This is a genomic window from Streptomyces sp. NBC_00989, assembly GCF_045162655.1.
GTDB lineage: Bacteria > Actinomycetota > Actinomycetes > Streptomycetales > Streptomycetaceae > Streptomyces.
The window spans coordinates 2,849,390-2,861,427 of sequence record NZ_CP108728.1; the positions used below are offsets into that span (position 1 = coordinate 2,849,390).

General features: G+C 68.8%; 14 protein-coding genes and 1 pseudogene. 5 read left to right on the forward strand and 10 right to left on the reverse strand.

Going from position 1 to position 12,038, the window contains the following annotated elements; all coding sequences use genetic code 11:
- Positions 1-6 precede the first annotated feature (6 nt).
- From mgtA to OG714_RS12425, 3 genes are read right to left on the reverse strand one after another with little or no spacing between them, the layout of a single operon-like run.
- Positions 7-2,637, reverse strand: a complete 2,631-nt coding sequence (gene mgtA, locus OG714_RS12415) for a magnesium-translocating P-type ATPase (protein ID WP_406120493.1) — start codon at positions 2,635-2,637, stop codon at positions 7-9.
- Positions 2,630-2,992 carry a metalloregulator ArsR/SmtB family transcription factor gene (locus OG714_RS12420; protein WP_329552201.1) on the reverse strand — a complete coding sequence of 121 codons (363 nt, stop codon included), beginning with the start codon at positions 2,990-2,992 and terminating at the stop codon, positions 2,630-2,632. Before OG714_RS12420 ends, mgtA begins: the two co-directional genes overlap by 8 nt.
- A 49-nt stretch (positions 2,993-3,041) precedes the next feature.
- On the reverse strand, positions 3,042-3,353 hold the full coding sequence (locus tag OG714_RS12425; protein WP_406120495.1) for a hypothetical protein: 312 nt from the start codon (positions 3,351-3,353) through the stop codon (positions 3,042-3,044).
- Positions 3,354-3,632: 279 nt separating this feature from the next.
- On the opposite strand from OG714_RS12425, the gene OG714_RS12430 reads away from it, so the two are divergent.
- Positions 3,633-3,899, forward strand: a complete 267-nt coding sequence (locus tag OG714_RS12430; RefSeq protein WP_329552203.1) for a GlsB/YeaQ/YmgE family stress response membrane protein — start codon at positions 3,633-3,635, stop codon at positions 3,897-3,899.
- A gap of 21 nt (positions 3,900-3,920) precedes the next feature.
- Here the strand turns inward: OG714_RS12430 and OG714_RS12435 are convergent, their stop codons facing one another.
- Positions 3,921-4,505 (reverse strand): TerD family protein, encoded by a 585-nt coding sequence (locus OG714_RS12435; RefSeq protein ID WP_406120497.1) that lies wholly within the window; start codon positions 4,503-4,505, stop codon positions 3,921-3,923.
- A gap of 25 nt (positions 4,506-4,530) precedes the next feature.
- Complete coding sequence (locus OG714_RS12440) at positions 4,531-5,106, reverse strand: TerD family protein (RefSeq protein WP_406120499.1); 576 nt, start codon at positions 5,104-5,106, stop codon at positions 4,531-4,533.
- 165 nt (positions 5,107-5,271) lie between these two features.
- On the opposite strand from OG714_RS12440, the gene OG714_RS12445 reads away from it, so the two are divergent.
- Both OG714_RS12445 and OG714_RS12450 read left to right on the forward strand, forming a co-directional pair.
- Positions 5,272-5,661, forward strand: a complete 390-nt coding sequence (locus OG714_RS12445; protein ID WP_406120501.1) for a BlaI/MecI/CopY family transcriptional regulator — start codon at positions 5,272-5,274, stop codon at positions 5,659-5,661.
- Positions 5,662-5,667: 6 nt separating this feature from the next.
- On the forward strand, positions 5,668-6,597 hold the full coding sequence (locus OG714_RS12450; protein WP_406120503.1) for a M56 family metallopeptidase: 930 nt from the start codon (positions 5,668-5,670) through the stop codon (positions 6,595-6,597).
- 130 nt (positions 6,598-6,727) lie between these two features.
- On the opposite strand, the gene OG714_RS12455 is transcribed toward OG714_RS12450, so the two are convergent.
- The 4 genes from OG714_RS12455 to OG714_RS12470 all read right to left on the reverse strand — a co-directional run bounded on the left by OG714_RS12455 (position 6,728) and on the right by OG714_RS12470 (position 9,568).
- On the reverse strand, positions 6,728-7,183 hold the full coding sequence (locus tag OG714_RS12455; RefSeq protein ID WP_406120505.1) for a tellurite resistance TerB family protein: 456 nt from the start codon (positions 7,181-7,183) through the stop codon (positions 6,728-6,730).
- Between the two features lie 126 nt (positions 7,184-7,309).
- On the reverse strand, positions 7,310-7,942 hold the full coding sequence (locus OG714_RS12460) for a hypothetical protein (protein ID WP_406120507.1): 633 nt from the start codon (positions 7,940-7,942) through the stop codon (positions 7,310-7,312).
- A gap of 487 nt (positions 7,943-8,429) precedes the next feature.
- The gene (locus OG714_RS12465) at positions 8,430-8,810 is read right to left on the reverse strand and encodes a hypothetical protein (protein ID WP_406120509.1); all 381 of its coding nucleotides are present in this window, start codon (positions 8,808-8,810) and stop codon (positions 8,430-8,432) included.
- Positions 8,811-8,854: 44 nt separating this feature from the next.
- Complete coding sequence (locus tag OG714_RS12470; protein ID WP_406120511.1) at positions 8,855-9,568, reverse strand: sulfotransferase family protein; 714 nt, start codon at positions 9,566-9,568, stop codon at positions 8,855-8,857.
- A gap of 724 nt (positions 9,569-10,292) precedes the next feature.
- Here OG714_RS12470 and OG714_RS12475 point away from each other — a divergent pair.
- A complete protein-coding gene (locus OG714_RS12475; protein WP_406120512.1) occupies positions 10,293-10,481 on the forward strand; it encodes a hypothetical protein in 189 nt (62 codons plus the stop codon).
- A 328-nt stretch (positions 10,482-10,809) separates the two neighbouring features.
- Positions 10,810-11,007, forward strand: a pseudogene (locus OG714_RS12480) (CorA family divalent cation transporter); the annotation flags it as partial.
- A 175-nt stretch (positions 11,008-11,182) separates the two neighbouring features.
- Here the strand turns inward: OG714_RS12480 and OG714_RS12485 are convergent.
- Positions 11,183-12,034: an aldo/keto reductase gene (locus OG714_RS12485; protein WP_406120514.1), complete on the reverse strand. Its 852-nt coding sequence runs from the start codon at positions 12,032-12,034 to the stop codon at positions 11,183-11,185.
- Positions 12,035-12,038 lie beyond the last annotated feature (4 nt).

Genomic DNA, 12,038 nt, shown 5'->3' on the forward strand with positions numbered 1-12,038 from the left:
CGACTCTCACCGGTGATCGGTCAGGCGCCGTTCGTCCCGCGCCCTGACCGCCATCAACCCGGCGGTATAGAGGACGAGGACCGCGGCCAGCAGCAGGTAGTAGAGAGCCGGCAACGGTGTGAGGCCGAGGAGCGAGCCGAGCGGGGAGACCGGCAGCAGCAGTCCTACGGCAGTCAGCGTGGCCGCCGCCCAGCCGATCGGCCCCGGTTTACGACCCTCGGCCGCGTGCCGTCCAGAGCGCAGCAGCGTCATCACCAGGGCCTGGGTGATCAGGTTCTCGGTGAACCAGCCGGAGTGGAACACCGCCGCGTCATCCAGGCCGTCGGGTCCGTGCAGGGCGAGGGCGAGCACGCCGAAGGTGGCCAGGTCTGCGACGGCGTTGAGGACACCGAAGCCGGTGATGAAGCGCAGCAGGTCGAGGGGGCGCAGCACGGTCGGCCGGCGCAGCACCGACGGATGCGGCCGGTCGTAGGCGAAGGCGAGCTGGGCGGCGTCGAAGCACAGGTTCTGCGCGAGCACCTGGGGCGGGAGCATCGGCAGGAAGGGCAGGAGAAGGCCGGCGGCGAGCATCGCGATGACGTTGCCGAGGTTCGAGGAGAGCGTGATGCGCAGATACGTGGTGATGTTGCCGCCCGCGTACCGTCCCGCCGCGATGCTGTGGCCGATCGCGGTGAGGTCCTTCTCGGCGAGAACCACATCCGCGCTCTCCTGGGCGACGGCCACGGCCTCGCGCGGGGCGATGCCGACGTCGGCGGTGCGCAGAGCTGGCAGGTCGTTGACGCCGTCGCCGAGGTAACCGACGGTGTGGCCGCCCGCGCGCAGGGCGGCGGCGATACGGGCCTTGTGCTCGGGGGCGCAGCGGGCGAAGACGGTGGTGCGGGCGGCTACCGCGGCGAGTTCGGTGTCGTCGAGACGGTCGACGCGGTCGGCGGTCAGGACGCTGTCGGAGGGCGCGGCGATCCCCAGGTCGCGGCAGACCCGGGTGGCCGTGCCCGAATGGTCGCCGGTAAGGATCTTGACGGTGACGCCCCGGTCGGCAAGCACCTTCAACGCGTCGGCGGCAGTGGGCGCGAGGGCGTCCTCGAAGGTGACGAAACCCCGGAAAGTCAGGCCGCGTTCGTCGGCAGGTGTGTAATCACGGGTGCGGGCGGGGCGTTCCGCGAAGGCGACCGCCAGCACCCGCAGGCCGTCGTCCGCCAGCTCGGCGGCGAGGGCGAGGAGCCGTTCGCGGTCCGCCTGGGCCAGCGCGCAGCGTTCCAGTACGGCCTCGACGGCTCCCTTGGCGACCAGCGTGTGCGTGCCGAGCCGGCCCGGCATGCGGACGACGGCGGTCGCGAGGCGCCGTACCGGATCGAAGGGAAGGGCGGCCAGCCCGTCGTACGCCATGAGGTCGTCCTCGTCGACGGCGTCCAGGACCGCTTCGTCAAGGGCGTCCGGCGTGGGCAGGTCGACGAGTTGGAGGGTCCACCAGGCGTTCACCGCGGCCCAGCGGAGCACCTCGGGGTCGTCCTGCCCGTCGGGGCCGAGGACGCGGTGGAGGACCGGCCGGTCCTGGGTGAGCGTGCCCGTCTTGTCCAGGCACAGCACGTCGACCGCGCCCAGGTCGTGCAGCGCGGGCAACCGCTTGACGATCACCCCGTGGGTGCGGGCCAGCAGCGAGGCGCCGCGCGCCAGGCAGGTCGTGACGATGACCGGCAGCATCTCCGGGGTCAGCCCGACGGCCACCGCGACGGCGAACGGCAGCGTCTCCAGGCCCCGGTCGCGCAGGGCCGCGTTGGCCATGAGGACCAGCGGCGGGGTCAGCAGCATGAACCGGATGAGGATCCAGGAGATGCCGTGCACCGAGCGGTCGAAGGCGCTCGCCTCACGCCGGTCGTCCGCACGGCCGTGGACGGCGGCAAACCGTGTCCGCGCACCTGTCGCCACGATGACGGCGGTAGCGCCGCCGGAGGCAACACTGCTGCCCTGGAAGCAGAGTTGGGGCCGGTCGAAACCTCCGTCGTCGGCCGCCGCATCGGCGGCGTCCTTCGCGACCGGCGCCGACTCGCCCGTGAGCACGGCCTGTTGCACAGTCAGGCCCTGCGTACGCAGCAGCCGTACGTCGGCCGGAACGAGATCGCCCGGGCCGAGACGGATCACGTCGCCGGGCACCAGCTCGTCCACGGCGATCTCCCGGGCGTCCGGCGGCGCGGCCTCGTCCGTGCGGCGCAGGACGGTGGCCGTGGCGGCGACCAGATCACGCAGCGCGGCCATGGACCGGTCGGCCCGGTACTCCCCCGAGGCGCGCAGCACGCAGCTCACCGCGACCAGCAGCAGGATCACGCAGGCGGTGCCCCAGGAGGCGACGGCCGCCGACACCAGCCCAAGACACAGCAGCACGGCAGTGAACGGATCGCGGAGACTGCACAGCAGCACCCGCGCCCAAGAGGCGCCCCGGTGGCCCGGCAGCGTGTTCGCCCCGAAGCGGACCTGCCGCTCCTCGGCCTCCGTCTCCGTCAGACCGCGCGGTCCGCTGTCCAGCCGCCGCAGCGTCTGCAGCACGGTCGGCACGCCCGGTTCCGGACCGCCGTCGCCGAGCACAGGCTCGGGAGCGAGTGGTCCGGCGTCCGGTTCCGAGGCCGCGGTGGTGTCAGCCACCGGTCCCGCGCAGGGTGCGCACGGGTGCGTAGGCTCCCTCGGCACGCGCGGCCAACTGTCCGACCATCACCCGGACCACGGTCACCACGTCGGGGTTGTCGACGAAGTAGATCTGGCGCCGACCCTCCCTACGGGACCGTACGAGGCCGGCGAGCTTCAGCTTCGCCAGGTGCTGGCTGACCGCGGGCAGGGCACCACCCACCCGGTCCGCGAGGTGGGTGACATCACTCTCGCCCTGTGCCAGCGCCCACATCAGGTGCAGCCGCGCGGCCGACGCCAGCAGACCGAAGGAAGCAGCCGCCTCCGCCAGCACCTCGGCGGACGGATCCTCGAAGCCACCGATGTCCGCTGCCACAGCCCTCTCCCGTCCCGCCCTGATCGTCACGCGCCGTACCCGCGCCGCTTCAGTCTAGGTCTCCGGCCGCGCCTGTCCGAGCACCCACGGGATGGAGCGGTCGGCGGAACGACCGGTGCAGTGGAACCGCCGTCACAAGGACGAAGAGCCCGAAGAGTGTGATCGCCGACAGTCCGACCGGCTGAAGGTAGCCGAGCGGGTGACGCAGGACGTCGTCCCAGTTCTCCCACCAATTCGCGGTCAGGTCCGCCGCCATGATGGTTGCGCCAAGAGGCGGGCTCAACGGGTGCGCCAGGGCGACCCCCACGGCGGCGAGCAGGTCCAGCACGACCAGGGAGTGAAAGAGCAGTTGGCTCGGCAAGGGCCAGTAACGATACGCGTGAAGCCCGCCCCTGATCACGTCGTAGGCGTGCGACCCACTCCCCTCCACGAAGCCAACGACGCACACAGCCGCCACCCACCGCGCCCAACGCGGCTGCATCCCCCATCGCATGCCGCCCACCCTAGGCACATGATCCAACGCCCCAGGAGCGAGAGGCGACTGACCGGTTCCGCAACCGCAGCCACATGGAATTGCATCTTCCGTAACGCCTATAGGGTTGCGCAACCGAGCAACCGACATCTCCTGGAGGACAATGACGTGGGCATCATCGGCTGGATCATCCTCGGTCTGCTCGCCGGAGGTATCGCCAAGATCCTGCTTCCCGGCCGCGACCCGGGCGGCCTGATCGGCACGACCGTCATCGGCGTCGCGGGCGCCTTCGTGGGCGGCTGGATCTCCGCCCGGTTCCTCGACCGCCCGGTGGAGAAGCAGTTCTTCGACCTCTACACCTGGGGTGCGGCGATCGGTGGCTCCCTCGTACTGCTCATCGCCTTCCGCCTGTTGTTCGGCAACTCCCGGGACTGACCCCGCAGTCCGGCGTCACCATCAGAGGTGGGCGGCGACAGCGGGCAACAGATCCTGGAACGTACGACCGGCCGCGGGCTCGCCGATCGCCTTCAACCGCCAGCCGCCGCCGTCGCGGTACAGCTTCGCCATGATCTGCGCCGTGTACGTGCCACCGCCGCTGAGCGTGTAACGGGCCAGTTCCTGCCCCGTGGTCTCGTCGATCAGACGGCAGAAGGCGTTCTGCACCTCGGCGAAGGTCTGCCCGGTGAACGAGTTGACCGTGAAGACGATCTGGTCGATGTGGGCGGGGACGCGACCGAGGTCCACCAGGATCGACTCGTCGTCGCCACCGGCACCGGCGCCTCCGACCAGGTTGTCCCCGGTGTGGCGGACAGATCCGTCGTCGCTCGTCAGATGCTGGAAGAAGACGACCTCAACCGGCTCACGGCCGGCGAAGAGCAGCGCCGAGGCATCCAAGTCGATCTCGCGCGGGCCGGCCAGCCTGGCCAGGAAACCCTTGCGTGGTGCGGCCTGCCAGCCGAGCCCCATCCGTACCGAACTCAACGTGCTGCCATCGGACTTGCTCAGGCTGATCTGCTGGCCCTTGCCCAGGTTGACCGACATACGTGACCTCTCCTCCTACTGGTTCTCAGACGCCGACGCCGAAGTCGGAGGCGATCCCCGCCAGTCCGGAGGCGTATCCCTGGCCGACCGCGCGGAACTTCCACTCCGCGCCGTTGCGGTACAGCTCGCCGAAGACCATCGCGGTCTCGGTCGACGCGTCCTCGGACAGGTCGTAGCGGGCGAGTTCGGCGCCGCCGGCCTGGTTGACGACGCGGATGAAGGCGTTGCGGACCTGGCCGAAGGACTGCTGGCGGTTCTCGCCGTCGTGGATCGAGACGGGGAAGACGATCTTGTCGACCTCGGCCGGTACGGTGGCGAGGTCCACTTTGATGGACTCGTCGTCGCCCTCGCCCTCACCGGTGGTGTTGTCGCCGGTGTGCTCCACCGAACCCTCGGGGCTCTTGAGGTTGTTGTAGAAGACGAAGTGCTGGTCGGAGATGACCTTGCCCGAGGCGTTGAGCAGCAGCGCCGAGGCGTCCAGGTCGAAGTCGGTGCCGGTCGTGGTGCGCACGTCCCAGCCCAGACCGACCAGCACCGCCGTAAGCCCCGGTGCCTCCTTGCTCAGCGAAACGTTGCCACCCTTGGACAGGGAAACACCCATGATTCGTTCCTCCACGCATGCCGACGGTCCGGGTCCGCGGCCCGGACCCGAACTGAAATCTACAACACTGTAGAAATAATCGCGGGGGGCTGCGGCCGTACGGCACCGCGTCGATACGATGGGACGATCGCGACCTTGCGGTGGGACACAGGAGGGAGACGGAGCGTGGCGAGACCGGATCCGCGCCCTCAGCGCCGGGCCCAGGGCGAGTTGGAGACACAGGTGCTCACCGTCCTGCACACGGCCGACGTACCGGTGACCGCGGCCTGGGTGCAGGAACGCCTGGACGCCGATCTCGCCTACACGACCGTCATGACCGTACTGATCCGGTTGCTGGAGAAGCAGGCGGTGACCCGCGTACGGGAGGGGCGCTCGTTCGTCTGGTCGCCAGCCGCGGACGAGGCGGGACTCGCCGCGCTGAAGATGCACAAGGTGCTCGACCGCGAGCGCGACCGCAAGGCAGTGCTGGCCAGCTTCATCACCGCCCTTCCGAAGGGCGACGAACAACTGCTGCGCGACCTGCTGGACCAGGCAGCCGACGAGTCGGCGGACTGAGACCCCATGGGCGTCTTCGTCCTACTGCCACTCATCCTGCCGTTGACGGCCTGGCCGATCGCCCGCCTGGCCACCCAGCACCTGCATCCCCGCACCGCCACGGGCCTGTTGAGCGCCATGGCCGCCGTCATGGCCCTGTGCAGCACGCTGTGCCTGGGCCTGCTGATGGTGGTCGGCACCGCCCAACTGCCCGGCAACCCGCTGCCGGACGGCTGGTCGGACCCCGAGGTTCGCGAGAGTGTCCCCCACGACGAGATCGTGGGCAAGGCCGCGATTCCCGTCCTCCTTGCCGTGGTCATAGGCTGCGCCCGAACTCTCTGGCGCCACTGCCGAGTTCGGCGACAGGCCCACGCGGCACTCGCCGGCCTGCGTGACACACCGGTCGCGATCCTCCCCGACGACGAGCCGTACGCCTACGCCCTCCCCGCCGGCCCACGCGACCGCGTCGTGGTGACCACCGCCCTGCTGGCGTGCCTCACCTCCCGTGAACGCCGGGCCCTGTTCGCCCACGAGCGGGCTCACCTCACCGCTCGGCACCACCGCCACCTGTTGATCGTCCAACTGGCGGCCCGGGCCAACCCGTTCCTGCTGCCGCTGCGTACGGCGGTCTCCTTCGTCACGGAGCGCTGGGCGGACGAAGAGGCAGCCCAGTCCGTCGGCAGCCGCAAAGCCGTCGCCCGCGCGATCGGCAAGGCGGCCCTCGTCTCCCGCACCACGCCGGCACCGACACTCGCGGCTCTCGCGGCGCCGGGCCCCCTCCCCCGCCGGGTCGCCGCCCTGCTGGCCCCGCCGCCCTCGGCCCGCACCTGGCCACCACTCTTCACCGCCGCGAGCCTGGCACTCTGGAGCGCGGCGGCGGCCGCCGCCCTGTCCGCGACGCTCTCGGCGAACTCGGCCATGACGCTGCTGCTCCTGCACGCGGCGACCCCGCTCTAGGCACAATGGCCGCACGGCCGACAAGCGGCACGGAAGCGGGGCATGGACCGGGAGTCCAGCGCATCCCAGTTGTGGCCGACAGGGGACATCTCCCGTCGACCACGGCGTTGTTCCGCTCAGAGAGACCGGATCACAGGTCGAACTCGTGCGGCGGCAGCCCCAGCGCGAAGCAGGCGTCGCGGACAACGGCCCGCTCGGTGGCGTCGAAGTCACCGTCAGCGCCACCGATGACGATGCCGATCTGGATGACGGCACGCGCCTCGGCCAGCTTCTTCTTCGCCTTGGCGATCTCCTGCAGCACGCCCACCTTGCCGAAGTCGAAGTCGGCGGTCAGCTTGTTGAGGTTGTCGTCGAAACGGCGCTGTAGGTCGGCTGCCGGGAAGTTCTGCAACACCTCGTTGCTGAAGATGAGTTGGGCGACGCGCTGCCGCTCTGACGGGTCGATCTTCCCGTCGGCGGCGGCGACGAGCGCGCACATCGCCATGCTCGCGTCGCGGAACGCCCCGCTCTTCAGATCGTTCTTCTTCGCCACCAACTGGGTCTGCATCGTTGACGCGGACTCCTTGACGCGGTCCCACAGTGCCATGCCGTCTCCCATTGTTCCGGGGCCGCCCAAGCCGCGTACGAGGAGGACCGGACGGCCGTCCCACTTCTTATATCTACAGCGTTGTAGAAGATATCAGGACGGATACGCGGCCCACCCCCGCACGGGTCAACGCGCCGGATGACCGCGCCGTTTCACGACGCTCGACTCCTCGATGCGCTCCAGGAGGAACGGCACGATTCCCCACTCCAGCAGGGCCAGTTCCCACTCCTCCCGCGTCCACCCGCCCTCGGGTTCCCTACCGGCGGACAACCCGTGGTCCGCGTCGCAGCGGTCGCGGGCCGCCGCCATGAGCGACCAGACGAAGTCACCCACTGCCGCACCGGCAGCAACGGCCCCGGCGATCATTCCCGCCGTGATCAACCCGTCGCCGACATAGGGCCGCCCGCCAAAAGCACGCAGACTGAAGCCGACCGCCAGCAACACCGCTGCGACGACAGCCACCAGAGCGAGTACGGCCACGAGCCAGCCGCTACGGCGCATACCAGCCGCATCCCGGGAAGCGGTTCTGCGCCAGCCGTCCTGCACACCTCCGGCTGCCAGGTAATCGCGATACCTGACGTCGACAACGTCACCGATGGCGGCACGCGCCTGGAGCGCCTGCGTACGCAGGCGCTCGCGATCAAACGCCTCCCCGGCGCGGTCCAGGGCTTCCCCGACCGGTCCGGAGTTGAGAGCCCGGTCCAGGATCAGCTCGAAGGCGACGCGGGCGTCCGCTCCCGAAGGCGCAGGATCCGGCATGCATCTCCCCCGATGAACGAAAACCTGCGGCAGCTGGAACCGACCGCATCCGCACGAGCGGTAAGGGGTGGAGAGTGTAATGGTTCTCGGCTTGCGCAACCTACAAAGGATCTGGCCGATGGGCGGCGCAGGCGTCGGGCCCGACCCTCAACGGGGAAGTTCTATCCTGACGGCGCTGGTCACCGAGTCGGAGTAAGGCCGCAGCGAGGGCCTCCTCGCCCACTGCCAGAGCGGCCGGCGTGCGCCTGCGCTGCAGCACCAACTCAGTGACGTAACCCCGCCGTTCCAGCCGATATTCAACCGGCCCCCGGCGCAACCGAGTATCCGCCGTGGGACGTTCCGCCCCTGGCCTTGAGTTCGTGAGAGTACCCTCCAACCGATCAGCGGTGTTGCAACGTCTGCAGTGCTCAGATTTCCCACGCCCGACGGTCAACAAGCCGCCGGAACCCACGAAGCTCGGGGACCATCAGGTCGGCAGGTCTGGCGCTCAGCTGGTCGCGAGATGACGGTGCGAGACCCGTGCAACAGCCGTATCCCTGCGCGTTGGTCGATCCCGCCCAACGAGAAGCGTGTGCACCGCAGTTGCCGAATCCGCCGGACCTTCCCGTCCCGCCACGGAGACTTCGATATACCGCGTACCGCTCGCCTCGTGGCGCGTACGCACAGCGGCCACACCCTCCGCGGCGCACGGAACGATCGCCACAACGCCGTTGCGAGCCAACACCTCGGCCGTCACGCCCGTACGTTCGAGGTCTGTTCCGAGGCCGCCGAACCGGTCGAGCACCTCGACCCGGCGCTGCTCGGCCAGCAACTGCTCAGCCAGAGCGTAGGCGGCGGCCAGCCGATCGGCCGCCTGCTGCCCGGTCACCCACACCGTGGCTCCCGGACAGGTACATCGGCACTTCAGGTCGCTCAACACGGATACCCCCAGGCACGGGTAATGTCGCGCAGCCCCGCCGGCACGTTCGCTGCATCCGGCAGTTGCCGTGCTGTTTGGATCTTTCCCGACTTGATGTTGTCGCTCCAGTCGCCGATGAAGGGCACGAACGGCCCGTGATCACCGCTGCTGTAATCCAGCATCGCCGCCGTCCACCGCACACCGAGATACGCGCAGATCTCCCGCGTGACCTCCTCCGGCCGCTCGGTCAGCTCCTCGTAGCGGACCGTGATTCCGTCCAGCTCTCCTCGGGCCGCCTCGACCGCGTCGACGTACATACGCACCTCACGTACGGTCGCCTCCAGATCGCGATCCGGACGGTTGTTGATCAGCGAGCTCACCATCGACGCCGGGTGACGCAGCAGGAAGATGTACCGAGCGTTGGGCCAGCCCTCATGCAGCCGCTCCCAGAACCCCGCGTTGCCGGGTGTCTTGTCCACGATGACCTGCTTGCCGCTGCGCACCAGCTCCCGATGCAGGATGCGATCCCACAGCAGGTACTCCAGCTCCCGCTGATCGAGGCCGAGTTGGGCCATGGCCTTCGAGGTGTACGGCTTCGTGAGGCTGACCGCCAGGGTGCGCAGGTGCATCTCGTGCGGGGCGCGGATCTGCGGGTGACTGTTGAGCAGGACCCGCAGCAACGTGGAGCCCGAGCGCACGGAGGAGAGGACGAACACCGGGGCCGACACGAGCCGATCTGGCGCCTGGCCCACCGGAGGTTCGGCCGGCTTCCGCATCCGCCGCCGTACCGCGCCTGCAACACGGCGCACCCCCGGACCGCTCAAGCCCATCGCGGTGCCTCCCTGACCTGTCCCGGTGTGCGGAGCCTTACCCTCCCGTTGAATGCTTGACCATACCGATACACCCCCCCGGTTTAGCCATGGACAGCCGATGAGAATCCCATGAGACAAACGCTATGACGGAAATGGCATGACAGGTCGGTCAGTACGTGGGCCCCAGCCCGGAGCGCACTGCGGCGGCGAGGCCAGTCGACGCCTTCTCCCTTAAGGCCGGCTTTCGGCAGGGGCACAGGAACGCTTCCTGGAGGACCTCTATCCCGCACGACGTGGGATGGTCACTCTGCGCACCGCACGCGAGGGGACTCCCCTACCCAGACGGCCTGGTTGACGCGCAACAGAGGTCCGCAGGCGATCCGCATGGTCGGCGCCTGCCCCTCTCTGACAGCCTCGGCTGAGGCTGTCAGAGAGGGCACGCGCATCCGCCGCGGGACTCACCGCCTTCGCCGGCGACGGGAACTCCACAGCCCCGTACCTCACCACCCGCCAGGGGAGCCGCCGCTTCTTCGCCGGCATCGCCCACGCAGCTACGGGAAGCGTCCAGGATGCCAAATGCACTCTCCTCGGCATCCCGTTCGTCGGCACCGACCATGTCTTCCGACTCAACGGAACACGTGTGGAGGCATACTCTGGGGTCCACGCGGACCTCTTCGATCACCTGAACCACGGCCGCCTGGAGCAATACCGCAGCGATGTCCACGCTCTGCGCTCCGCGTGGCCTTCGGACACCTGGGACGAGGAGTGGGACGGTCCCGTCTCGATACACCACGACGGCTCCGTCCTGGCCATTCACCTGCTGCCCTGACCAGTGGTCCGCCGGTAAGCGGGCCACCGTAATCCAGAGTTCATGGAGGGACGGGCAAAATATGCAGCAGAGACTGCCGACGGTTTCTGGATCGGCCGTCGGCAGTAGCGGTCTGTGATCAACAGGCCAATCGAAGGGGCCCACGCAGTACGTCCCACTGGCCACTCGCGGAGCGGTTCCCTGGGGAGAATCTGGGGAGTACGAGCGGCTTTGGGGAGCGCATGGGGAGAATCGACCGCGTAACTGGATGCGAGCTTGAAAGGCCCAGAAAGCCGAATCGGCCCAGGCCAGAGCCCCATGCAGTGACATCACCGCAGGTCAGCGCCCCCAAGTAGACAACTTCAAGAAGATCTCGTCGTGGGCGGCCATCCTGTTCGCGCCGACGCTCGTCGGCACGATCTACGGGATGAACTTCGATCGGATGCCGGAGTTGCACTGGGTGCTCGGGTATCCCTTCGCGATCATCCTGATGGCGGTCGTATGCACCAGTCTGTACGTCATCTTCAAGCGGAAGGACTGGCTCTGAGGAGCCGTCCCGGAAGATGCTCCCGCGAGTCGGCGCCGCCCCGCGGGGCGATCCCCCTAGTAGTGGTTCTCACCTGGGCGTGAGAGAGGGCCTTTCGCGAGGGTTCCGGAATCGGAAAAGGGGCGGGTGACGGCCGGCTGCGCGGCTTGTTGCCCGCCCCTCTGACGTACGCGGGTCAGGCGTCCAGGCGGTGCTTGGCGAGCCGGGTGACGACCTTGGGGTCGTGGTGGTCGAAGAAGAGCGAGGCACCGGTGTCGAGTGTGGCGATCTGGGCCGTCTGCTGGTCCGTGAGCTCGAAGTCGAAGATGTCGAGGTTCTCCGCCATGCGCTCGGCGCGCACGGACTTGGGGATGGCGATGACACCGCGCTGGGTGAGCCAGCGCAGCACGACCTGGGCGACCGACTTGCCGTACTCCTTGCCGATCTCGGCCAATAGCGGGTTGCCGAACAGGTCGTTCCTGCCTTCGGCGAAGCCGCCCCAGGACTGGATCCGGACGCCGTGCTCGGACATCAGCTCCTGGTAGTCGGCGCGCTGGAAGAACGGGTGGGTCTCGATCTGGTTGACCGCAGGAGTGATCTCGTTGTTGACGATCAGGTCGACCAGCCGGTCGGGGTAGAAGTTGGCGACGCCGATCGCCTTGGCGAGGCCCTCGCGGTTGAGCGCCTCCATGGCGCGCCACTGGCCGTAGACGTCGCCGAAGGGCTGGTGCATCAGGTACAGGTCGAGGTGGTCCAGGCCCAGCTTGTTCAAGGACGTCTCGAACGCGCGGCGGGTGTTGTCCTGGGCCGGGGCGTCCTGGACCCACAGCTTGGTGGTGACGAACAGGTCCTCGCGGGGGATTCCGCCGGACTTGATGGCGCGGCCTACGGCTTCCTCGTTGCCGTAGGCGGCGGCGGTGTCGAGCAGCCGGTAGCCGGCGGCGAGGGCGTCGGACACGGCGCGTTCGGTGTCCTCGGCGGGGATCTGGTAGACGCCGAAGCCGAGGAGCGGCATCTCGACGCCGTTGTTGAGGGTGGCGGTTCGCATGGGG

What these genes read in the sequence shown, in the direction of transcription:
- OG714_RS12435 (WP_406120497.1), bottom strand. Translation starts at nt 4,505, where the DNA reads ATGTCGGTCAACCTGGGCAAGGGCCAGCAGATCAGCCTGAGCAAGTCC.
- OG714_RS12440 (WP_406120499.1), bottom strand. Translation starts at nt 5,106, where the DNA reads ATGGGTGTTTCCCTGTCCAAGGGTGGCAACGTTTCGCTGAGCAAGGAG.
- OG714_RS12450 (WP_406120503.1), top strand. Translation starts at nt 5,668, where the DNA reads ATGGGCGTCTTCGTCCTACTGCCACTCATCCTGCCGTTGACGGCCTGG.
- OG714_RS12455 (WP_406120505.1), bottom strand. Translation starts at nt 7,183, where the DNA reads ATGGCACTGTGGGACCGCGTCAAGGAGTCCGCGTCAACGATGCAGACC.
- OG714_RS12460 (WP_406120507.1), bottom strand. Translation starts at nt 7,942, where the DNA reads ATGCCGGATCCTGCGCCTTCGGGAGCGGACGCCCGCGTCGCCTTCGAG.
- OG714_RS12485 (WP_406120514.1), bottom strand. Translation starts at nt 12,034, where the DNA reads ATGCGAACCGCCACCCTCAACAACGGCGTCGAGATGCCGCTCCTCGGC.